24 protein-coding genes are annotated in these 22,951 nt (G+C 51.8%); 4 read left to right on the forward strand and 20 right to left on the reverse strand.

The annotated features are described in order from the left end of the window. Positions 1-53: 53 nt before the first annotated feature. Together SBI19_RS04860 and ald are read right to left on the reverse strand one after the other, a co-directional pair. Positions 54-284, reverse strand: a complete 231-nt coding sequence (locus SBI19_RS04860; RefSeq protein ID WP_317965514.1) for a YqzK family protein — start codon at positions 282-284, stop codon at positions 54-56. A 99-nt stretch (positions 285-383) separates the two neighbouring features. Continuing rightward, positions 384-1,484, reverse strand: a complete 1,101-nt coding sequence (gene ald / locus SBI19_RS04865; protein ID WP_317965516.1) for an alanine dehydrogenase — start codon at positions 1,482-1,484, stop codon at positions 384-386. Between the two features lie 243 nt (positions 1,485-1,727). Here ald and SBI19_RS04870 point away from each other — a divergent pair, with 243 nt between their 5' ends. Next, complete coding sequence (locus tag SBI19_RS04870; RefSeq protein WP_317965518.1) at positions 1,728-3,101, forward strand: S8 family peptidase; 1,374 nt, start codon at positions 1,728-1,730, stop codon at positions 3,099-3,101. Positions 3,102-3,179: 78 nt separating this feature from the next. Here SBI19_RS04870 and fur read toward each other — a convergent pair whose 3' ends face one another. From fur to SBI19_RS04885, 3 genes are all read right to left on the reverse strand, one after another. Further along, positions 3,180-3,665 (reverse strand): ferric iron uptake transcriptional regulator, encoded by a 486-nt coding sequence (gene fur, locus SBI19_RS04875; protein WP_317965520.1) that lies wholly within the window; start codon positions 3,663-3,665, stop codon positions 3,180-3,182. 107 nt (positions 3,666-3,772) lie between these two features. Continuing rightward, entirely contained in the window at positions 3,773-4,399 is a 627-nt protein-coding gene (gene spoIIM, locus SBI19_RS04880) for a stage II sporulation protein M (protein ID WP_317965522.1), read from the reverse strand. A gap of 122 nt (positions 4,400-4,521) precedes the next feature. Further along, on the reverse strand, positions 4,522-5,082 hold the full coding sequence (locus tag SBI19_RS04885; RefSeq protein ID WP_317965524.1) for an NUDIX domain-containing protein: 561 nt from the start codon (positions 5,080-5,082) through the stop codon (positions 4,522-4,524). A gap of 160 nt (positions 5,083-5,242) precedes the next feature. Here SBI19_RS04885 and mciZ point away from each other — a divergent pair, with 160 nt between their 5' ends. Then, positions 5,243-5,398, forward strand: a complete 156-nt coding sequence (gene mciZ / locus SBI19_RS04890; RefSeq protein WP_317965526.1) for a Z-ring formation inhibitor MciZ — start codon at positions 5,243-5,245, stop codon at positions 5,396-5,398. 81 nt (positions 5,399-5,479) lie between these two features. On the opposite strand, the gene SBI19_RS04895 is transcribed toward mciZ, so the two are convergent. Beyond that, a complete protein-coding gene (locus tag SBI19_RS04895) occupies positions 5,480-6,610 on the reverse strand; it encodes a M20/M25/M40 family metallo-hydrolase (protein WP_317965528.1) in 1,131 nt (376 codons plus the stop codon). Positions 6,611-6,758: 148 nt separating this feature from the next. Here SBI19_RS04895 and prli42 point away from each other — a divergent pair, with 148 nt between their 5' ends. After that, on the forward strand, positions 6,759-6,857 hold the full coding sequence (gene prli42, locus SBI19_RS04900; RefSeq protein WP_317965530.1) for a stressosome-associated protein Prli42: 99 nt from the start codon (positions 6,759-6,761) through the stop codon (positions 6,855-6,857). A gap of 7 nt (positions 6,858-6,864) precedes the next feature. Here prli42 and lipB read toward each other — a convergent pair whose 3' ends face one another. The 5 genes from lipB to lpdA all read right to left on the reverse strand — a co-directional run bounded on the left by lipB (position 6,865) and on the right by lpdA (position 12,628). Then, a complete protein-coding gene (gene lipB / locus SBI19_RS04905) occupies positions 6,865-7,566 on the reverse strand; it encodes a lipoyl(octanoyl) transferase LipB (RefSeq protein WP_483312244.1) in 702 nt (233 codons plus the stop codon). Positions 7,567-7,613: 47 nt separating this feature from the next. After that, positions 7,614-8,930, reverse strand: a complete 1,317-nt coding sequence (locus SBI19_RS04910; protein ID WP_317965532.1) for a dihydrolipoamide acetyltransferase family protein — start codon at positions 8,928-8,930, stop codon at positions 7,614-7,616. Between the two features lie 54 nt (positions 8,931-8,984). Beyond that, entirely contained in the window at positions 8,985-9,971 is a 987-nt protein-coding gene (locus SBI19_RS04915; protein WP_317965534.1) for an alpha-ketoacid dehydrogenase subunit beta, read from the reverse strand. Continuing rightward, complete coding sequence (locus tag SBI19_RS04920; protein ID WP_317965536.1) at positions 9,972-11,003, reverse strand: thiamine pyrophosphate-dependent dehydrogenase E1 component subunit alpha; 1,032 nt, start codon at positions 11,001-11,003, stop codon at positions 9,972-9,974. It lies immediately after the preceding gene. Between the two features lie 194 nt (positions 11,004-11,197). Continuing rightward, on the reverse strand, positions 11,198-12,628 hold the full coding sequence (gene lpdA, locus SBI19_RS04925) for a dihydrolipoyl dehydrogenase (protein ID WP_317965538.1): 1,431 nt from the start codon (positions 12,626-12,628) through the stop codon (positions 11,198-11,200). 170 nt (positions 12,629-12,798) lie between these two features. Between lpdA and SBI19_RS04930 the strand changes: the two genes are divergently transcribed. Then, on the forward strand, positions 12,799-13,116 hold the full coding sequence (locus SBI19_RS04930) for a DUF2627 domain-containing protein (RefSeq protein WP_317965540.1): 318 nt from the start codon (positions 12,799-12,801) through the stop codon (positions 13,114-13,116). A gap of 45 nt (positions 13,117-13,161) precedes the next feature. On the opposite strand, the gene SBI19_RS04935 is transcribed toward SBI19_RS04930, so the two are convergent. The 9 genes from SBI19_RS04935 to SBI19_RS04975 all read right to left on the reverse strand — a co-directional run bounded on the left by SBI19_RS04935 (position 13,162) and on the right by SBI19_RS04975 (position 22,950). Continuing rightward, entirely contained in the window at positions 13,162-13,569 is a 408-nt protein-coding gene (locus SBI19_RS04935) for an Imm7 family immunity protein (RefSeq protein ID WP_317965542.1), read from the reverse strand. A gap of 103 nt (positions 13,570-13,672) precedes the next feature. After that, the gene (gene spo0A, locus SBI19_RS04940) at positions 13,673-14,491 is read right to left on the reverse strand and encodes a sporulation transcription factor Spo0A (RefSeq protein WP_317965544.1); all 819 of its coding nucleotides are present in this window, start codon (positions 14,489-14,491) and stop codon (positions 13,673-13,675) included. A gap of 279 nt (positions 14,492-14,770) precedes the next feature. Next, positions 14,771-16,096 (reverse strand): SpoIVB peptidase, encoded by a 1,326-nt coding sequence (spoIVB, locus tag SBI19_RS04945; RefSeq protein WP_317965546.1) that lies wholly within the window; start codon positions 16,094-16,096, stop codon positions 14,771-14,773. Positions 16,097-16,220: 124 nt separating this feature from the next. Continuing rightward, entirely contained in the window at positions 16,221-17,939 is a 1,719-nt protein-coding gene (recN, locus tag SBI19_RS04950; protein WP_317965548.1) for a DNA repair protein RecN, read from the reverse strand. 42 nt (positions 17,940-17,981) lie between these two features. Further along, positions 17,982-18,446 (reverse strand): transcriptional regulator AhrC/ArgR, encoded by a 465-nt coding sequence (gene ahrC, locus SBI19_RS04955; RefSeq protein ID WP_317965550.1) that lies wholly within the window; start codon positions 18,444-18,446, stop codon positions 17,982-17,984. Between the two features lie 17 nt (positions 18,447-18,463). Further along, complete coding sequence (locus SBI19_RS04960; protein WP_317965552.1) at positions 18,464-18,937, reverse strand: hypothetical protein; 474 nt, start codon at positions 18,935-18,937, stop codon at positions 18,464-18,466. Between the two features lie 247 nt (positions 18,938-19,184). Further along, positions 19,185-20,030 carry a TlyA family RNA methyltransferase gene (locus SBI19_RS04965; protein WP_317965554.1) on the reverse strand — a complete coding sequence of 282 codons (846 nt, stop codon included), beginning with the start codon at positions 20,028-20,030 and terminating at the stop codon, positions 19,185-19,187. A gap of 31 nt (positions 20,031-20,061) precedes the next feature. Next, positions 20,062-21,957, reverse strand: a complete 1,896-nt coding sequence (gene dxs / locus SBI19_RS04970) for a 1-deoxy-D-xylulose-5-phosphate synthase (RefSeq protein ID WP_317965556.1) — start codon at positions 21,955-21,957, stop codon at positions 20,062-20,064. 78 nt (positions 21,958-22,035) lie between these two features. Continuing rightward, on the reverse strand, positions 22,036-22,950 hold the full coding sequence (locus tag SBI19_RS04975) for a polyprenyl synthetase family protein (RefSeq protein ID WP_317965558.1): 915 nt from the start codon (positions 22,948-22,950) through the stop codon (positions 22,036-22,038). Between the last annotated feature and the right edge of the window lies 1 nt (position 22,951).

A 22,951-nucleotide genomic window follows, 5' to 3' on the forward strand; every position in this document is an offset into this window, starting at 1 on the left:
TGCCGCGTTAAGCCTGTTAAGCGCAGCAGAAAGGGCTATTCGCGGTTATTCGGTTATTCGCCATACCAATAAAACCAACGAAGCCGCTCACTCATCGATCCATCGTCAGGAGATTCGAGCGTACCGGACACCTTTAAGGCCCGACCTTGGGGCTCACGGTACGGGTCAACAGGCGCCACAACGTCAATGAGCCATCTATAACCGCCGAAAGCGACAATCGTCAGCAGCGTAAACAACGACACAAACAACAATCTCCCGAGCCATTGGCGAATGGATACGACCAATTGCAACCGCCTCCCGCGTATCGTATTGGTTCACCATATGCAGGTTGCAGCTTGTTCATTCAGCCAAGCTTACTTTAATGGCATGATTCTAGAGGTTGTTCAAAAAGGCGTATAAGGCAATCCAACCGCTTGCGCTACCGCCTCATTCGTTACCGCGCCATTGTGGGTATTGACCCCTTTGCGAAGCGCAGGGTCCTTCATCGCTGCAGCCATCCCTTTGTCAGCCAGCGCACGTGCATATGGCAGTGTCACATTCGTCAGCGCAAGCGTAGAAGTGCGCGGTACGGCACCTGGGATATTGGCGACCGCATAGTGAATCACATCGTGTTTGATATAGATCGGACGCTCATGCGTCGTCGGACGGTCTACGGTTGCAATCGAGCCGCCTTGATCAACAGCAACATCGACGATGACCGAGCCTTTCTTCATCGTCTTCACCATCTCTTCTGTGACGAGATGAGGAGCCCTTGCGCCTGGAATGAGCACAGCGCCAATTAGCAGATCCGCCTTACGGACAGCAGAGGCGATGTTCGGCGGATTCGATGCCAATGTGCGAAGACGGCCGCCGAATGTATCATCCAGATAGCGCATCCGTTCCGCGCTTTTCTCCAGTACAACAACGCTCGCCCCCATGCCGAGCGCAATCTTAGCAGCGTTCGTCCCTACGATGCCGCCGCCGATAATGACGACATCCGCAGGAGGCACACCCGGCACACCTCCTAGAAGGACGCCTCGGCCGCCGTAGAACGATTCCAAATACTGCGCCCCTAGCTGAACGGCCATCCGCCCTGCGACCTCGCTCATCGGCGTTAGAAGCGGCAATCCGCCGTTCGCAAGCTGTATCGTCTCATAAGCGATTGCGCTGACCCCTTTGTCTGCAAGTGCCTTCGCCAGTTCTTTAGCCGCCGCAAGATGCAGGTAGGTGAACAGCATAAGCCCTTTGCGGAAGAAGACATACTCCTCCGGAAGCGGTTCCTTCACTTTCATTATCATATCGGAATTGCTCCACACATCCCCTGCTTGATTCGCTAGCTCGGCTCCAGCTTCTGCATATTCATTATCGGTGAACCCGCTGCCAATGCCCGCTCCTCGCTCGATAAGCACCCGATGGCCGCCAGCCTTGAGCTGCATCGCTCCCGCAGGCGTTAAGGCGACACGGTATTCGTTGTTCTTAATTTCTTTCGGCACGCCGATTCGCATGCTCTCGTCCCCCTCTGTCGTGCTTCAGACCAGCCGAGCTATACCAATTTTGAACGACCTCTTAAATTGTATTATGACAGCTGCGCCTCTGACAGTCCTACAACATACGATTCTCCCGTCACAGCAAAAATATGTGCGACAGCGGCCATACGCCGTGTCTGTGCACGTAGGTCTCCATACTATGACTGTAGCCGCAAACGAATGGAGTCCTATCCTGCACGGATCGAAGGAGAGACGATAACTTTGGCCCAACTGCATCTAGAAAAGCTATTCGGGCAATGTGTCCGAACATCCGCAGCAAAACATACGTCAAGGCATCTCATCGGCTTCCGAGGCAAAAGCTCCTATAACCAACTGATTCAATATCTGGAGCGCAAAGGGATCAAACCGATCAAAACGATCAAGTCGAGCCGTGTGATTTGCTGTTATATGAATACGCGAAGTTTATCGAACAAAGCTCGCATAAACGCATTACCTCCCAGCATTAAGTTTATCGAGAAAGATGCACGCGTCCGAACGCATGCGCTTCACGGAAGCCAGCGCAGCATTGTCCGCAAACGCGACTCTGCCTCCGGCGGCATCTGCCCGGACAACGCGACATGGAATATTTGCCGCGTGCAAGCGCCAGACGCATGGACGAAGACAGAGGGAGACGATGTCCGTGTAGCCGTCATTGACACCGGCATCGCCAAACATTCGAACTTAGTTATCGCCGGCGGCGTCAACACGACGAATATCAAATCGGCCTCGTCCTATTACGACGATAATGGACATGGGACACACGTCGCAGGGATCATCGCTGCTACTGGCAAAGACGGCATGCAGCCGGGCGTCGCCCCGAAAGTCAGTTTATACGCCATCAAGGCACTGGACCATGAGGGCCTTGGTTACATTTCCGACATCATTCAAGGGATCAACTGGTGCATCAACAACAAGATCCAAGTCATCAATATGAGCTTTGGCCTGCTCCCAGGCGAGCAAAGCGCTGCTCTGCAAGAAGCGATTCAGAAAGCGTACAACAACGGCATTGTGCTCGTTGCCTCCGCCGGCAATAGCGGAACGAGCAACGGCCGAATCGATGAACCAGCCAGTTTCTCGGAAACGATCGCGGTAGCCGCATCGAACCGGAACGACGAGATCGCTTCGTACAGCAGCAGAGGGCAAGGCATCGACATTACGGCTCCCGGCACCAATATACGCTCTCTGCAGCCTAACAGCGGCTACGTCGAGATGAGCGGCACCTCCATGTCCTGCCCTCACGTCGCCGGCGGCGCTGCGCTCGTTCTCGCTGCCGACAGTTCTCTCACGCCCGATCAAGTATCCGAGAAGCTCAAATCATGGGCGAAAAGTCTGAACGGCTACAACCAACAAGCGCAGGGCAATGGCATCATGCAGCTCGCAGCTGTTGCTGCTGAATCGGCAGCACAGCCATCCGAGCCGCTCGTCAATCGGCGCAAGAAACGGATCTATCGTCCGTCTTCTCCGTCTCGGAAGCAACGCAATAAGACTGCACCTCTAATGAAACGTACGCCACTTGCATCGGCAGCCCGTTCAATACGGACTTCTCCGCAGAAAGCTGCATCTGCAGCCAGAAGAATCGTGAAAAAAGTAAAATAATCCATGAAACGAAAAACTTCCGCACAGCATTGTGCGGAAGTCGTTGCCCATGGACATTAATAAATAGTAGTAGTTAACTTACAGCGTGCGAGTCGTTGGCACTGCTTCAAGACCGGCTGCCTCATTCTTCTCTTGGCATCGGCGGCACACCCCTTGGAAATCAAGGCGATGGTCAACAACGACAAAACCGAATTCCTGCTCCAGCCGCTCTTCCAGCGGACCGAGCCAGTCATCCATAATTTCATCCATCGTTCCGCACTGTACGCAGATGAGATGATGATGGTGATGTTGATTACTGTCCGTACGCAGATCATAACGCGCCACGCCGTCGCCGAAATTCATTTTCTCCACGACGTGCATTTCGCTCAGCAGTTCAAGCGTCCGATAAACCGTAGCAAGTCCGATCTCCGGCGCTTTCTCCTTAACGAGCATGAATACATCTTCCGCACTTAAGTGATCTTCTTCGTTCTCCAGCAGCACGCGAACGGTCGCCTCGCGCTGCGGGGTTAACTTGTAGCCCTGCGATTGCAGCTGCTGTTTGATTTTCTCGATCCGGGCTTCCATGGTTTTCCCCCTCGCACACGTATTGCGCCCATTTCCGGAACATTTGCTTTCATTATATGAGCTTTGCGCGAATAAAGTCAAACCATTTAAACCGCAGATCGACATGACTAGCCTAGCATAGGCGCTGCCCAGCGCATGAGAGCAGGCGAAACATATGCCTCGACAAGCGCTGCTGCCGTTACAGCAAGCAGCATGAGACCCAGCATCGAGCACAGCGACGCAAATGCGGGAAGCAGTCTTCCTTTGCTCTGCAGCAGTCGATAGCGAATGACATGCATGGCGAATGAAATCGATGCCGCACTCGCGATGACGATCGCTGGCACAACAATTATATTCGGCGGTGCAACGGAAGCAAGCGAGAAAACAATCCCTTTCCAACCATGTTCACTGACGACGGTGCCGATCGCGAAGCCGACCAGCGAGCCTTTCAAGAAGTCGAGCGCCAGCACGAACGGCAGTCCAACGACCGTCATGCCAAGCACGCCGATTAGGCCGATCCATTTGGCATAGAAGAAAAACCGGTCCCAAAACGCCTCTCCCTCATCGGGAAACATACCTGCTTCCATCATCTTGACGAATCGATCTAGATCGCCCGACAAATTCTGCTGCTGCTCCAGCGTCAGCGAATGCACAGCCAATGCACCGAACACGACACCGACGGCGAACAACACCCCGATGAAGACGTATAACGTAATGGAGTCAGCTGCACGGCGTTTGAAAATCGTCGAATTCACGAGGGCCACCCCTTGTCCAAATGCGTTTCATAGCTACTCTATGTTTGGACAAGCCCGGATATAACCCGCGCAAGGATTGAAAGAGAGACGTTGACGTTGTACCGAGTCCGCTAGGGCAGCCTCTATACTTCACCCGTCAGTTTGTAGAGACGCCATGCGTAAACAGCCAGGATCGTCTTCGCATCGCTAATACGCCCTTCTTCGATATAACGCAGCGCCTCCTCCAGCGTAATGGCTTCTACGCGCAAATACTCGTCCTCGTCCAAATTCATCGCGCCCCGCTCCAGCCCTTCAGCAAGATACAGATACAGCTTCTCGTCTGCAAAACCTGGCGAGGTATAGAAAGCGCTGATCGGCTTAAGCGTCGCTGCGCGGTAGCCTGTCTCTTCCTCTAACTCGCGTCCTGCGCACACGATCGGATCTTCATTGGGATCCAGCTTGCCTGCCGGAATTTCAATCTGAAACTTCTCCATCGGCTTCCGGTATTGTTCAACGACAAGCATCCGATCTTCATGCAATGCAAGCACGGCTGCAGCGCCTGGATGGCGAACGATCTCCCGGGTAGCGGTTTTGCCATCCGGAAGTTCAATCGTGTCAACCTGCAGCGAAATAATTTTCCCTTGGAAAATAGGTTCGGTATGTAATGTTTTCTCCTGCCAGCCTTCTAATCTCTCTTGTGTCATAAATTCATTTCTCCCTTCTTGATGAGGGCTTGTCATACGACAGACCCGCTAAGCATATGCTTCATTATACCAAATCGGCCCAGCCGAAAGCAGAGTGACTTTGATTAAGCAGAGCGACTTTGAACTCCGTTCAAAGATCCTGATGTAAGGAGCGGTATTCATGAAAGCCTATTATGCGCAAGAAACTCTCAGATTGGTCGGCAAAGGTTGGGAGATTCGCCGTCAACTCAAAGAAATGTCCGCACGCAGCCGTGAATCCGTCAACGCTCCTTCGATGCTAGCCGATTATTTGTATCGCCGCAGTCCGAAACGGTAACGCTTGGGTATTAATTCCTTCAACAATAAAGGGCAGCTGGTACGGTGGAAACCGTCCTGGCTGCCCTTCAATAGTTGGATATTACGCGTGAGCCGAAGACTGACGTATAATCTCTACGACCAGCTCCGCTACTTTCGCGAGATCGTCTGCTTTAATCTGCTCCTTGGTCGTATGAATGTGCTCATAGCCGACTGCAAGGTTGACCGTTGGAACGCCTAGTCCGTTGAAAATGTTCGCGTCACTGCCGCCGCCAGAATGGAACGTGCGCGCCGTAAGGCCAAGCGACTGGATAGCCGCTTTCGCGAGCTCCACTACTTCATCTCCGTCGCCGTACATGAAAGCCGGATAGATGATCTCGCTCTCGAACTCTGCTCGCGCACCGAACTCTGCCGCGGCCGATTCAACCGCTTCGCGCATTGCATCCACTTGCTTATCCAGCTTGTGTTGAACGATGCTGCGCGCTTCGGCATCAAGCTTCACGTAGTCGCACACAATGTTCGTCGCGCCGCCGCCCTCGAAACGTCCGATGTTCGCTGTCGTCTCCTTGTCGATCCGGCCGAGCGGCATACGCGAAACGGCCTTCGAAGCGACTTGAATCGCGCTGATGCCATCTTCAGGATTAACGCCGGCATGCGCCGATTTGCCATGAAGCTTGATCGTGACTCTCGCCTGCGTCGGAGCTGCAACGGCAATGTCGCCGATCTCGCCGTTGGAATCAAGTGCGAAGCCGAGCTTAGCGCGCAGCTTGGAACCGTCCATCGCGCGAGCGCCCAGCAGACCGGATTCCTCGCCGACCGTAATGACGAACTGGATCTCGCCATGCGGAATTTGCTGTTCCTTCAGTACACGAATCGCTTCGAACATCGCTGCAAGCCCTGCTTTGTCGTCTGCGCCGAGAATGGTCGTGCCGTCGGAACGAATATAGCCGTCATCGTCCAGACGCGGTTTAATGCCGTTGCCTGGCGTTACCGTATCCATATGGGAGGTGAACAGCAATATCGGTGCATTCGAATCACCGGAAGCAGCCAATGTAGCGAACAGATTATTCGCCCCATGCCCTGTTTTGGCTGCCGCATCATCCTCTTCGAGCGACAAGCCAAGCGCTGCGAACTTGTCCTTCAATACGACGCTAATCTGTCCTTCGTTTCTCGTCTCGCTGTCCACTTGGACAAGCTCCATAAACTCCTGAATGATCCGCTCACGATTAATCATCCCAATCCCTCCGCTTCTTCGTATCCATATTGTTCATTTATCGTGTAATTCTCTTGCTGTGAAGACGTGAATTTGTCCTGCTATCTATGATAGGATATAGAGACAAGAGGTTCAACCTTGAGCCATGCATGGGAAGGAGAGTGCCCGGATGTTCAGCAGCCGCGTTGTCAAAATCGTAGTCTGGATCATGCTCGCCGCGATGCTCCTGTCGGTCGTCGTCTCTGGCATCAGTTTCTTGCTCGTCTAACTTTCGTTCAGAGCGCTCCCTCTGGGAGCTTGAAGCCGAATTGGCGGCAGAAGTGCGGCAGAAGCTCCGCCGCCGCCCGTTCAGGCGTCATCGCCTCGCCTGTCAAATCCTCGAACGATGTCACCCCGTACTGCGAGATTCCACAAGGGACGATCCCTTGGAACCCTTCTGCACCGATTCCCGCCTTCAGATTCAATGCAAAACCATGACTTGTCACGAATCCCCGCCGTGAACGAGCGCGATTGAATTTGACGCCGATTGCCGCAATCTTCGAATCGCCTACCCACACGCCGGTATATTCCGATTTGCGCCCGCCTATGATCCCATATCCTGCAAGCCATTCAATAATTGCCTGCTCTAAGCTGCGCAAATAGCCGTGCAGATCCAAATTGTCCGCCTCTAGATAAATAAGCGGATAGCCGACCAGCTGTCCGGGCCCATGATACGTAATGTCCCCGCCGCGATCAATTTCAAACACGGTAATTCCGCGTTCTTTCAATTCCGCCTCATCAAGCAGCAGATGCTCAGGATGCAGATCCGTCCCAAGCGTATACGTGGGCGGATGTTGAAGAAGGAGCAGCGTCTCGCGCCGCTCCTCCTTGTCGATCTCTCTCACGTAAGCTTTCTGCAGCTCCCATGCTTCCGCATAACCGATGAGCGGGATGTAGCGCGCATCCAATACGCGCTCTGGCTGTTCGTTCATCCCCATCGTGGTTGCCTCTTTTCTGTCTTTGACCGGAAGATCCAGGTCCGGAATTAATAAAGCTTCGTATCGAGCGAGAAGCTCTCCAAGTTTTCTTTGACCCGCTGCAAGAATCGTCCGCAAATGACGCCATCGAGAATCCGATGGTCGAGCGACAAGCACATATTCGCCATCGAACGAACGCCTATCATATCGTTGATGACGACCGGACGCTTGACGATCGATTCGAACGTCAGATTGACCGCTTGCGGATATACGATCGTCGGATATGATAGAATCGAACCGAACGAGCCTGTGTTATTGACCGTCAGCGTACCGCCGCTCATATCGTTAAGCGTCAGCTTGCCTTCGCGTCCACGGCGTGCCAGATCATCGATCTCGTGCGCGATGCCGGCTATATTTTTCTGATCGGCATTCTTAATGACCGGTGTTGCCACCGAATCTTCCGTACCGACAGCAAGCGAAATGTTGATGTCGCGCTTCACGATAATTTTGTCCGTCGCCCATGTCGAGTTGATGATTGGGTAGTCCTTCACCGCATTGACGACAGCCTTCAGCACGAATGCCAGATACGTCAGGTTTACGCCTTCGCGCTTCTTGAACTCGTCCTTCAGCTTGTTACGGAGATTGACGAGGTTCGTTACGTCGACCTCGATCATCATCCAAGCGTGCGGAATTTCCGTTACGCTCTGCTTCACATTGCGAGCGATGGCGTTGCGAATCGGCGTAATATCAATGAAATACTCGCCGCGGCCCGGAATCTCGGATTCCACTTCGATTTGGGGAATGCGAGGCGTCTCGGATAAGTGAAGCCCCGTTGTGCGAACCGGCGCTTTCTCTGTCTTGGCTGTTGCATCCTTGACCGCTTCCGCGGCTACTGTCGCCTTCGGCTGACCGGAAGCAGCGAATGCAAGCACGTCCTTGCGCGTAACGCGCCCGCCAAGTCCTGTACCGCGCACGAGCTGCAAGTCTACCCCTTGCTCCGCAGCGATTCGCTGTACCGCCGGCGAGTAACGTCCGCGCATATCGCCCTCGACTGGAATATCCGACTCGTCGGATGCGTGTGATGGCTGTGCCGTCACAGCAGTTGGTGCAGAAGCAGGTACAGACGCGCCTGCCGATTCTTCGATCGCCTCGATCACGCAGATCGGAGCGCCTACTGGTACATCTTCGCCATCCTTAGCTAAGATCGATACCAGTCTGCCTTCTACGGTAGAAGGAATTTCCGCGTTTACTTTATTCGTAATGACTTCACAGATCGGTTCGTACATGCTGATCGTATCGCCCGGCTGCTTGAGCCACCGATCAATAGTCGCCGATACTAGCGATTCCGCCAGCTTCGGCATGACGATCTCCGTCAACGTCTTCATGCCAATTCGTCTCCCATCGGGCTCGCTGCCCATAGATTACCGCGTAGGGTTTTCTTAATATAAGGCTAACTGCCGCATGGCATCTTTTACTTTAGTCTTGTTCAGCATAAAGAACTTCTCGCCTGGCGGGTTGATCGGCATTGCCGGCACGTCCGGTCCGCATACACGCATAATCGGAGCATCAAGCTCGTACAAGAGCTCTTCGGCAATAATCGCCGCTACTTCAGCACCGATACCGCCCGTCTTATTGTCTTCGTGCAAAATCATGACTTTGCCGGTACGGCGAACCGCTTCAACGATTGCTTCCTTGTCGAGCGGCTGCAGCGTACGAAGGTCCAGAATATGTGCGCTGATGCCTTCTTCCTCTTGCAGCTCTTGCGCTGCCTCCAATGCAAAATGCAGCGGCAGGCTGTAAGAGATAACCGTTATATCATCGCCCTCGCGCAGCACATTCGCTTTGCCGATTTCAACGGTATAGTCGGTATCCGGCACATCGCCTGTGATGAGCGTGTAGCATTTTTTATTTTCAAAGAAAAGAACGGGATCCGGATCTCGAACAGCAGCCTTGAGCAAGCCCTTCGCATCATACGGCGTGAAAGGTGCAACGATCTTAAGACCTGGCGTACCAAAGAAGACCGACTCTGGACATTGCGAGTGATACAAGCCGCCGAAGATGCCGCCGCCGATTGGCGCGCGAATGACGACAGGACAGCTCCAGTCGTTGTTCGAACGGTAACGAATCTTCGCTGCCTCACTGATGATCTGATTCGCTGCCGGGAACATGAAATCCGAATATTGCATCTCCGCAATCGGCTTCATGCCGTACATAGCCGCGCCGATGGCAACGCCTGCAATCGCAGACTCTGACAATGGCGTATCAATGACGCGTTGTTCGCCGAATTGCTGCTGCAATCCCTTGGTTGTCGTGAAAACGCCGCCCTTCAGGCCAACGTCTTCACCAAGCACGAATACGTTCTCATCCCGCTCCATCTCTTCACGCATGGCAAGACGAAGCGCTTCGATATACTCCATAACTGCCATCTATTCGCGCCCCCCTTCCGAATCTCCGTGGTATACGTGCAGCAAGGTGCTTTCCGGCGTCGGGAACGGCGCCTTATCTCCATAGTTTGTCGCATCATCAATGATGGCGCGGAGTTCGACATTCAATTGCGCATCCTGCTCTTCCGACCAGATGCCTGCATCGATCAGATACTGCTTATATTTAGGAATACCGTCCTTCGCACGATTCTCATCCACTTCTTCTTTCGTTCGATAAGCAAGGTCATTATCTGAAGTGGAGTGCGGCGAGAGACGATACATCATCGCTTCGATCAATGTCGGGCCTTCGCCTCTGAGGGCGCGTTCGCGCGCTTCCTTCACGACTTGGTATACTTCAAGCGGATCATTGCCATCGACCCGGAAGCCCGGGAAGCCGTATCCAGCAGCGCGGTCGACAATGCGGCCGCCAATCTGCTTATGAATCGGAACAGAGATCGCATATTGGTTATTCTCACACATAATGATGACGGGCAGTTTATGTACGCCTGCAAAATTGCAGCCCTCATGGAAATCGCCTTGGTTGCTGGAGCCTTCGCCGAACGTTACAAAGCTGACGAGCTGCTCGCCTTTCATCTTCGCTGCCATCGCAATGCCGACTGCATGCGGCACCTGTGTTGTTACGGGGCTGGAGCCCGTGACAATGCGAAGCTTCTTATGTCCGAAGTGGCCTGGCATTTGCCGTCCACCGCTATTCGGATCCTCCGCCTTCGCGAATACCGACAGCATAAGCTCACGCACCGTCATGCCGACGCTGAGCACGAGACCGTAGTCACGGTAATAAGGCAGGAAATAATCTACCGTACGGTCAAGCGCGAAGCCTGCCGCAACTTGTGCTGCCTCTTGGCCGATACCGGAGACGTGGAAGTTGATCTTCCCTGCGCGCTGCAAGAGCAGTACGCGTTCGTCGAATCTGCGTGCAAGCAGCATCATACGATACATATCAATCGCTTGGTCATCTGTCAGGCCTACTTCATGATGGCGCGACATACGAGGTTTGGATTCCATCTCGTTCATGCAGCTACCCCTCCCTAGCGCTCTTACCGAACGCGTTGCATCTGTTCACTATTATTCTTATATAACCTTGTGTGCAAGTATTAAAACCAGGTACTAATACTAGATCATATACATTATAACCGTTCTTCTGCAAAAAGGGAAACGGCTTGCATCACATGCACGGCCGATTCCCTAGTCATTATTCGGTATCCATTCTAGAACGCTGTCGACAATCCATCCAGCGCCAGCATCGCTTCTCCGAGCGCCTCCGACAGCGTCGGGTGCGGGTGAATCGATTGGCCGATCTCCCATGGTGTCGCATCGAGAAGCTGCGCCAATGTCGCTTCTGCGATAAGATCCGTTGCATGCAGACCGATGATATGAACCCCAACGATATCGTTCGTGTCCGCATCTGCAATGACCTTCACGAATCCTTCCGTCTCGCCTGCAACAATCGCCTTGCCGATCGCGCCGAATGGCAGCTTCGCCGTTTTGGTCGAGATGCCTTTCTCCTTCGCTTGACGCTCCGTGTAACCAACAGAAGCGATCTCTGGACGCGAGTAGACGCAGCGAGGAATCCGATGCGCTGCAGTGATCTCCGGTTTGCCGCCGTTCAGATGATCGACGGCTGCAAGTCCTTCATGGGCAGCCGCATGCGCAAGCTGAACGCCGCCGATAACGTCGCCAATCGCATAAATATGCCGTTCATTCGTCTGGTATTGTGCGTTTATCGTAATAAAGCCATTGTTATCGGTACGAATATCGGTATTCTCGAGTCCAAGCCCTTCCGTGTTCGGAACTCGACCAACGCTTACAAGCATGCAAGAAGCGGTCAGTTGAACGTCCCCTTCTGCGCCTCCTGCGGTAATGCTGATGCTTTCGCCAGCACCTGTATACGTATCTGGACGAACAGAAGCGCCTGTCACTATCCGAATGCCGCGCTTTCGGAACAAACGCGTCATTTCGCGTGAGATATCTTCATCTTCTGTCGGGAGAATGCGATCCGCCGCTTCGACGATCGTCACTTCAACGCCAAAGTCGTTCAACAACGACGCCCATTCAACGCCAATAACGCCGCCGCCCACGATCAGAATCGAAGCCGGCAGCTGTTCCATTACTAGCGCATCGTCGCTTGTAAGAATAAGCTTCCCGTCAGCTTCCAGCCCTGGTATCTGACGCGGACGCGAGCCCGTCGCAATAATAAGATGCTTCGAAACGACGGATTCCATCTCGCCATCCGCCAGTTCGACTGCAACCGTGCCTGCACGCGGCGAGAAGATCGAAGGCCCGATGATTCGTCCTTTGCCCTTCACAATCGTAATGCCATGCTTCGCCATTAGTGACTGCAATCCGCCGTGCAGCTGCTCAACCGTCTGTTCTTTTCTATCTTGAACACGATCAAATTTAACGCTGACAGCATCCTGTTGTACTTCAATGCCATATGTACTTGCTTTCAGCAGCGTCGCATATACTTCTGCGCTGCGAAGCAGTGATTTGCTAGGTATACAGCCCTTATGAAGGCAGGTGCCCCCAAGCTTGTCCATTTCGATAATGGCCGTCCGTTTGCCCAGCTGAGCAGCGCGAATCGCAGCCGTATAACCGCCTGGTCCGCCGCCGAGTACGGCTACATCTACTTCAATTGCCATCTACCTTAACACCCTCTCCTGATCGCCCGGTCTGCCGGTCTATGCATCTATTGTACAATTTTTCTGCAAAGATTACATGCCTCAATCCCAAAATAGACAGTAGAAACGTGTTCATGTATGATTAATATTGGACTATGCAACATCTTCATAATGAGAGGACAAGTAACGATATGAAACCACAACCCGGAGTCATCGCAGCACGCTTCATCGCGATTCTGCTGCTCGTCATTCCTGGCCTGACGGCAACTTATGGCTTCCTGCGCATGAAGGATGCCTTGTACGACTATTTCGTTTCCTATGGCGATGATGTCAATCAACCTTCGTTCGCCTGGCTTACATTCATTGTTGGCCTTGTTTTATTTGCGATCGGAGTCGGCTTCATCGGCGGATGGATCTTCTTCCGTGACCGTAAGCACAACTACGTCGCACCTCGCTTCCGTCCGAAGCGTCCACGTCCGCCGAGACCTACGACTCGTCCAGGCTCATAATTGTGTTTAGGACAAGCCCAACCAGGAGATGCTGGTTGGGCTTGTTTACTGTTCGAAGGAGGAACATCCATCCGCTACGACAGGAATGATAGGCGAAAGGAACGGGTCCTCCCTTTCCTTCACAGATCCTCTTGCAAGGACGAACACACTGAAAGCATTGATACGATGTTCGTTCTCATCATTATAAACATAGAGCAATCCATAAGAACCTGGCGCCATCACACCAAGCGTCTGTAAAATTTCTACAGGATCGTATTTCGAAGTTGGAGCACCACCGCTCAGACCAGACAACCACAGATGATATTGCCCGTTTATAATCTTTAACTCGAACACATCTGCATTCGGCTTCAGCAGTTCCACATACTGCGTCACACGAGCATAGATCGATGATGCGCTGCTCCCCTCTTCACCCGTGCTGTCTAAGATCACTGCCCATCCGTGATATTCGTACATGGACCGCACCTCCTTTCCATCCTTTTAAGGTATCTCCAATAAGGGGATAAAATAAAAAGAAGAACGGATTTTATCCCGTTCTTCTTGATTGGTACCACTATAACTAGCTGACTTTATGCTCAATGCGCAGCTTATCCGCTACCATCGCAATGAATTCGGAGTTCGTTGGTTTCGACTTGCTAATATTGATTGTGTAACCAAACAGATGGCTGATGCTATCGATATTGCCGCGTGTCCAAGCGACTTCGATCGCGTGGCGGATGGCACGTTCTACACGGGAAGGCGTTGTTTTGAATTTCTCGGCGATTGCCGGATAGAGCGTTTTTGTAATTGCGCCTAGAATCTCGATATTGTTATAGACCATCGTTATCGCTTCACGCAAATATTGATAACCCTTAATATGGGCAGGAACGCCAATTTCATGGATGATGCTCGTAATATTCGCATCCAAGTTTTTGCCTTTGGCAATTGGAACTACATTCGACTTGGACGAGATTGTAGACGAACTGTTATAAGAAGACGTTGGTGAAACAACATTATTGTTAACGACAAGCTGACGGATACGGTTTGCAAGAATCTCCATATCGAAAGGCTTGAGAATATAATAAGAAGCACCAAGCTGTACTGCTTTTTGCGTAATATTTTCTTGGCCGAAAGCAGTCAACATAATAATCTTCGGCATAGGAGAAGGATTGATCTCTCTCAAACGCTCCAACACGCCCAAACCGTCAAGATGAGGCATAATGATATCTAGAATGAGTACATCAGGCATTCTTCTTGCATCTTCGAGCAATTGGATAACTTCTTCACCGTTATAAGCAATGCCTGTTACCACCATATCATTTTGTTCACCAATGTATTCAGACAATAAATTCGTAAATTCCCGATTATCATCGGCTAACAATACTTCAATCTTACTCACAATATAGCCTCCCTTGACATTAAATCCATTTTTGATTTTGGGGTTTTATTGAAATTAAGTTCGGACTGTCTTTTGGTGTATCTATAGTTTTCGACAAACCTATTTGAATTCCTTCTGTCGAAAATTATTTTTCTTTATTTTTTGATCCTCTTCATTTATAATGAATAATTTAATACAAAAAGAACAATGTTTCGTTCTCTTTCGACAAAAGAATGTGCCCGATTGCTTGGCTATCTAATAATAAATAGAAATAAAACGACAAAAAAAATCTCGAAGCCATTAAACGGCTTCGAGATTTTGTTTAGCTGATTTGATGAGCACTCCGGCATCTTGCAGCATCCATTCAATGAAACATCCGTATCCGCTCGTTGGATCGTTCACGAATACATGTGTAACAGCGCCGACTAACTTGCCATTCTGTAAGATTGGACTGCCGGACATCCCCTGCACAATACCACCTGTACGCTCCAACAATCGGCGATCCGTAATGCGAATGACCATGCCCTTCGTTGCTGGAACCGATTGTTTGGTAACATGTACGATTTCAATCTGGAACCGCTCAACCTTCTGCCCATCAATAACAGTCCATATTTCAGCCGGCCCTTCCTTCACTTCCTCAGCGAAAGCAACAGGGACACGTCGATTATCATAGCCATGATCCGGTTGATCCGTCATGCCACCGAATATGCCGAATGGCGTATTTCGTTTAATGTTTCCTAAAATCTTGCTCTGCTTCACAAACTCCGCACGTTTCTCACCGGGCTCACCGTTCTGGCTCTTATTGATCGAACGTACGTTAGACTGCAGAATTTGACCTTCACCCACTTCAATCGGAAGCTGTGTGTCCATATCGGTTATGACATGGCCAAGTGCACCATAAACCCCTTGATCAGGAGCATAGAACGTTAACGTGCCTACTCCCGCTGCAGAATCTCGAATATAGAGCCCAAGCCGCCATGATTTGTCCTCGACGTCGAAGGCAGGCATAAGCTGCCGCTCAATCATCTTCCCTGAACGCTTAATGGAAAGCTGCAGTGCACGTTTCGCAACACCAGAATGCTCAATAACCGAAGCCAGCTTATGAACATCATTCATGGGAACTCCATCGACTTTCGTAATCAAGTCGCCAAGATGGATATCTGCTGTTTCGCCTGGAGAGATCTTCTTGCCATCTTCACCTTTCACGAGATGATGACCGACGACCATAATTCCGGCTGCCTTTACTTTCACACCGATCGTCTGCCCGCCTGGTATAACATGCAGGTCAGGGACGACATTCACTTTCACGGTTTTAAACGGAATTTTACCGAATAATTTCAGGGACATTTCCGTCATACCGGCTTTACTCGATTGCAGCGACAAAGGTTTGTTCAGATTGACGGAGGTCGAACGGGTAGTCGATCCATTCACTTGCAGCATCGCTGGGTCGACTGTGATCTTTGCATGAACCGGTACACCATAATCCAGACGTTTCGGCTGACCAGAGAACAATCTCAGTTCATCAGGGAAGGCGGCCAGATGCTGAATAGGGGTAGATGTCCCGATTATGCAAACGAAGAAAACGAGGACAAGTCCAAACCATCGCTTCCGTTGGATGGAGTTCAATGATTTCACGCTCCCTGTTGTTCCATCGCTTGTCGTGATGAAGGCTGATCGCCAATGGCGTACCTATAAGGTAACCTTGCCCCGTTTCTTTTATGTCCCGCAAATCCTTCCCTGTCTGGTTTGATTACGCGCCCTTGCGTTGTACCGCCAAGTCAAGCATTTCCTGCGCATGATGACGCGTCTTCTCGGTCACTTCTACCCCGCCAAGCATACGAGCAAGCTCCTCGATACGGCCTGTGAGCGAGAGCTCCGTAACGGACGTACGCGTACGGCTTTCGATCACAGACTTTCGGATTTCATAATGATGATCCGCCATGCATGCGACCTGCGGCAAGTGCGTAATCGAGAACACTTGGCAGCCGCTCGACAGATGCGACATCTTCTCCGCGATCGACTGTGCAGCTCGGCCGCTGACGCCGGTATCAACCTCGTCGAAGATCAGTACAGGGATCTGATCAATTGCCGCGAATATGCTCTTAAGTGCCAGCATAATACGCGACATCTCACCGCCAGAAGCAATCTTCGCCAGCGGCTTCAATGGCTCGCCTGGGTTCGGTGCAAGCAGGAACGCAGCCTCATCCATCCCGTTAATGGTGAGCTTCGGCTCCGTGTTTTCTTGTTCAGCATGTTCGCCGCCGATTGGACCGATTGCAACACGGAACAATGTACCGCCCATCTGCAGCTGCTGAAGCTCACTCTCCACCGCTGAGGATAGTCGGCTGGAAGCATGCTTGCGCAGAGCTGTTAGTTCGTAAGCAAGCACCAGTGCTTCTTGATACAAGCGCTGTTCCTCTTCGCGAAGCTGCTGCAGCCGCTCGTCTCGATTCTCCAGCCAGTCGCATTCCGTCTTAATCTTATTGTAATAAACGAGAATCTCTTCGATGGATTCTCCGTACTTACGCTTCAAGTGATGGATCGTGTTCAATCGATCATCAATCCAAGCCAGACGTTCCGGATCGGACTCAATGTTGTCACGATAATCCCGGAGCGAGAACGCAGCATCCTCGGCTTGGTAGAACGCGGATTGAAGCTGTTCCAACATTGGGCCAATCGCACCTTTATCGAAGGAGCAGATGTCCTCCAACCGCGAGACTGCCTTACCGATTGCATCCAACCCTTGCGGGCCGTACAGCAAATCATATGCTTCAGCGGCATTGCCACGCAGACGTTCCGCATAAGTCAATTTCCGCTTTTCTTCCGCTAACGACTCATCCTCGCCCGTCTGCAGCTGTGCAGCAGCAATTTCCTCCAGCTGGAAGCGATACAGATCAAGCATCTGAAGCTGGCGTTTAGACGTCTCCTCGAGTTCACGCAGTGCAGACTTCGCGGACTCATATTGCTTGTATAATGAAGCATAAGCTTTCTTCCGCTCGCCGAGCGGCTCTCCTGCGTAAGCATCCAGCCAATCGAGGTGCTTGTCCGCTCGAAGAAGCGACTGATGCTCATGTTGTCCATGAATGTTAACGAGACATTCTCCTGCTTCGCGGAGCATCGACAGATTAACAGTCTGACCGTTAATTCGACTGACGCTCTTGCCTTGCGCATTCAACTCGCGGCGAATAACGAGCAGCTCTTCCGGCGAAGCCGTCAAACCGTTCCGAGCGAGCACTTCCCATACCGGATGATTGAACGGCATATCGAATACCGCCTCAATCTCGCTTCGGTCACAGCCATGGCGAACCAATTCCGCCTGACCACGTCCTCCGACAACGAGGCTGAGCGCATCGATTAGAATCGATTTGCCCGCGCCTGTCTCACCCGTTAATACATGAAATCCATCATGGAAAGAAACCGTTACGTCTTCAATTACCGCCAGATTACGAATCGACAATTCGCGAAGCACGAGAATTCCTCCTTAGCATTCACTCTATTATGATCTATATCCTCAACTCTGCGTACCTTCTAATAAACTGAGAAGCCGTTCGGTTAACTCCCCGCTCTGCTCCTTCGTCCTGCAGATAATGAGGATCGTATCGTCTCCGCAGATGGTGCCCATTACTTCTGTCCACTCCATGTTGTCTATAAGCGAACCAAGTGTGTTCGCTGTGCCGGGAGAGCACTTCATCACAACAAGATTGTCCGTGTAATCAATATGCGTGAAGTGATCAATGAGCGACCGCTTGAGCTTATGTATCGGGTTGCTCTGACGATTGTCTCCAGGCAACGAGTACTGATATCGCCCATCACCTGTCGGCACCTTGATTAACTGCAGTTCCTTCATATCGCGAGACACTGTCGCTTGTGTCACCTGCAACCCCGCTGCACGAAGTGCTTCAACCAGCTCGTCCTGCGTCTCGATGATTTGTTTCGAAATAATATCTCTGATCCTGAAATGTCGTAATCCCTTCATGATCCCTGTCCTCCTGCTTATCCCTCTCGGTCGTATACGCCGACCTCGAACGTCATCTGATGAACCGTTCCGTCGGTCGTATCTACATACAGTATTCCGCTGCTCTCTGGCAGTAATAAAGCGTAAATCATTAACCGATCCCGTATGCCGCTGCCCGTCCAATCCATTGGTTGACGATCTCGTGAACACTTGACTATATACATCTTGCCATCCCGCTCCGCGATGTAGTCAATGTACAGCCGAGAATACAGTCGGTTCCCATTCCAACCGATCGAAATTGGAACACGATGCTTCCCGGATGTGACGACATAGCCGCTTGCTTCGAGAACCTGCACACCAGATTCATCCGCCGACCATTCGCCACCCTTCCCCAGCCTCAACCGTTTCATGCCTGGAGGCGCATGCAGCCAATTGTACAAAGCGCGATATATCCATAAGAGCAATAACGACCCTGTCAACAACATTACAAACCAGTCGATGAATTGTTCCAATGGCGCTTCCCCGCTTTCGTCTCGGTTCAAAGCCTAAGCTTATGCGAATTGTTCTCCAACAATCCCCAGTCTACCCGACTAACACATTCGAGGCGAACAACGTTGAATCCTGCTCTCAAGAATACGAACGCTTGTTTGGTAAACCTAGTGTATCAAATGAAGTATGCCCTGTAAAGGCGAACAGGCACAAAAAAAGGCATTTTTCGTAAAGGCCTTGAGCCGATTCGAAAAATGCCTCTTCTCCCGCTTACGATTTCCCTGCGCGGAACGTCTGGCTTGCTTCTGCAACAAGCGCTTTAATCCGATTATCGTCCGGCAAAGCGGCAGCCGAAGCAGCCGATCCTTGCTCGCCAGTCCACACCCAGTGGACGAGAAACTCGATATTGCCTTCTCCGCCCGTAATGGGCGAGAATGTAATGTCCTTCGCCTCAAAGCCAAGCTCAGACGCAAAGCCGAGCACCATGCGGAGCACTTCCTCATGTACGCTCGAATCACGAACAACGCCTGACTTGCCCACCTTCTCACGGCCAGCTTCGAACTGCGGTTTAATGAGTGCGGCTACATCTCCGCCTTGAGCCAACAGTCCAGTCAACGCAGGAAGAATCAACTTCAAGGAAATGAAGGAAACGTCGATGGATGCGAATGTAGGTACCGGACCATCGAGATCGCCAGGCTGCATATGCCTGAAATTCGTGCGCTCCATGACGCGTACGCGTTCATCCGAACGAAGCGAATAATCAAGCTGATTGTATCCGACATCAATTGCGTAGACGAGAGAAGCGCCGTTCTGCAGCGCGCAATCGGTAAACCCGCCAGTGGAAGCGCCGATATCGAGCATAACGCGTCCTTCCATCTGGATGCCGAAATGCCGCAGCGCTTTCTCGAGCTTCAAACCACCTCGGCTTACATACGGATGCGGAGCCCCTTTGACCGTAATCGATGCAGTCCGCGGTACTTTCATACCGCTCTTCTCCATCCGGTCGCCGTCGATCAGCACGAGACCAGCCATTACAGCTGCCTTCGCCTTCTCTCTGCTTTCATAAAACCCCTGCTCCACGAGCAGTACATCAATTCGTTCTTTCGTATTCGTCATGATTCTCCTTCGAATCCCATCATACCGTTCGTTATTGTCCAGTTGCCATTCGAGTCCGGCGCGGCATCATAGCTTTCACATCCGCTGCTACGCGTTCAGCTGTAAGCCCTGTTTCTGCACGCTGCTCCTTCACCGAACCATGCTCAACGAACACGTCAGGTACGCCGATAATGCGAACGTTCACGCCATAAATCTGCTGCTGCGAGTAGAATTCCATTACTGCGCTGCCGAGACCACCCAGCTCAGAACCTTCCTCGAGCACGACAATCTGCATACCGTCTTCCGCTAGGGAACGCAGCATCTCTTCATCAAGAGGCTTTACGAAACGAGCGTTAATAATGCGCGGATTAATGCCCTCGCGCTTCAATAAATCAGCAGCTTCTTCTGCGACACTGATCATCGGACCGATCGCGATGATCGCTGCCTGCTCGCCGCCGCGAAGCACTTCCCAAGAGCCGATCGGAATCGTCGTCATCTCCGGATCGATCGGGACGCCAAGTCCGTTCGTACGCGGATAACGCACTGCGATCGGGCCATCGTTATATTCAATAGCCGTCTTCATCATATTGCGAAGTTCATTCTCGTCCTTCGGCATCATAAGCACCAAATTCGGTACATGTCGCAGGAACGGAATATCGTAAACGCCATGATGCGTCTCACCATCTGCGCCGACGAAGCCGGCACGGTCAATCGCGAACACTACGTTTAAGTTTTGCCGGCAAATATCGTGAACCACTTGGTCATATGCACGCTGCAGGAAAGTCGAATAAACCGCATAAACCGGCTTCATGCCTTCCATAGCAAGCGCAGCAGACATCGTAGCGGCATGCTGCTCCGCAATGCCGACGTCGATCATTCGGTTCGGATAACGGCCTGCGAATTTCATTAGGCCAGAGCCGCCTGGCATGGCAGGCGTAATCGCAACGATGCGTTCATCCTTCTCAGCCAATTCCATAAGCGCATCTGCGAATACGTCCGTGTACATTGGCGGGCCTACCGCTTTGAGCATCTGTCCCGATTCGATCTTGTATGGCGTAGCACCATGCCACTTGAACGAATCCGCTTCTGCCGGTGAGTACCCTTTGCCTTTGACCGTTACGACGTGAACAAGTACTGGCCCCTCCACCTGCGAAGCCTGCTTAATCACTTCCGTCAGCGCTTCAATATCATGTCCATCGACCGGACCGAAGTAAGTAAGGCCGAATTGTTCGAAGAGAATGCCGCTTACGAGCAAATATTTCAGACTGTCTTTAAACCGTTCAGCCGTCTTGGCGATCTTGCCGCCGATTGCCGGAATTTTGTTCAGGAAGCTGTTCAGCTCTTCTTTGGCTTTCTGATAATGGCGGTCGGTACGGATTTTGCCGAGATAGTGATGCAGTGCACCTACGTTAGGCGCGATCGACATCTCGTTGTCGTTCAGAATAACCATCAGGTTCTTCTTCTCGTGTCCGATATGATTCAGCGCTTCAAGCGCCATACCGCCCGTCAACGCTCCGTCTCCGATGATCGCGACGACTTTGTTCGTCTCGCCCTTCAGATCGCGCGCAAGCGCCATCCCCATTGCCGCAGACAACGAAGTGCTGCTGTGGCCGGCTTCCCATACGTCATGCTCGCTCTCGGAACGCTTGACGAAGCCGCACAGCCCTTTGTACTTGCGCAGTGTATCGAACCGATCGCGTCTTCCTGTCAATATTTTGTGCACATAGGATTGATGACCCACGTCAAAAATAAACTTATCAGTTGGACTGTCAAACAAATAATGAAGCACCAAGGTCAACTCAACTACACCCAAATTCGGCGCGAGATGCCCTCCCGTCGAAGCAAGCTTCTCAATCAAAAACTGTCGAATTTCGCCAGCTAATGTTTCGAGCTCCGATACGGATAGCTTCTTCAAGTCCTTAGGATCGTTAATATTGTCGAGCAGCACGGCGCTTTCCTCACTTTCGCTACTAACCACTAGATTTGTCGAACTATCGACTTTTACCCGTTTTTAAACCATTATAAATCAATGATCGCGCTTCATCAAATAATCGGCAATGCCGAATAGTCGAGCAGGCGCTTCGAGTTCAGCCTGGTTAAGTGCTTGTTTCGCAACATCGGTCAGCCGCTCAACCTCCAACTGGCTTTCCTCGAGACCGATGAGGAATGGATAGGTCACCTTCTGCTGCTCCACATCGCTGTTCGTTTTCTTCCCGAGTTTCGCCTCGTCGCCGATCAGATCCAGAATGTCATCTTGAATCTGGAAAGCCAGACCAAGCGCAGTTCCGAACTCTGTCACGCGCTCCAACTGCTCTGCCGTTGCACCTCCGATCAATGCGCCGGCACGCAAGGAGAAGACAATCAAGTCACTTGTCTTATGCTGATGGATATACTTCAACTGTTCGATGGAAGTAACACCCTGCTCCCCGAGCATATCCGCCGCTTGACCGCCCACCATACCGGAAGCGCCTGCGAGAACAGACAACTCTTCGACGATCTGCAGCGCGATTTCAGCCGGAACACCATTCAAACGTGCAGACTGCACAATGCTGTAGAAAGCATGTGTCAACAGCGCATCACCAGCTAGGATGGCCATTGCCTCGCCGAATACCTTATGATTCGTCAGTTTGCCGCGACGGTAGTCATCATCGTCCATCGCCGGGAGATCATCATGAATCAGTGAATACGTATGAATCATTTCGATTGCGCACGCCACCGGCAGTGCAGCCTTGGCTGCAGCAGGGTCGCGACGGATCGCTTCTGCGGCGGCCAAAACCAACACAGGCCGCAGACGTTTGCCGCCTGCATCAACCGAATAATTCATCGACTCGCGAAGCTGAGCTGGAACATCCCACTTCGCTGGTAAGACTGATCGCAAAGCCGCTTCGACTTCGGCCGCAGTCTGACTGATATATTGTTGTGTTGTTAACGGCTCACTCAAA

Source organism: Paenibacillus sp. CCS19 (assembly GCF_033239625.1).
Taxonomy (GTDB): domain Bacteria; phylum Bacillota; class Bacilli; order Paenibacillales; family Paenibacillaceae; genus Paenibacillus_T.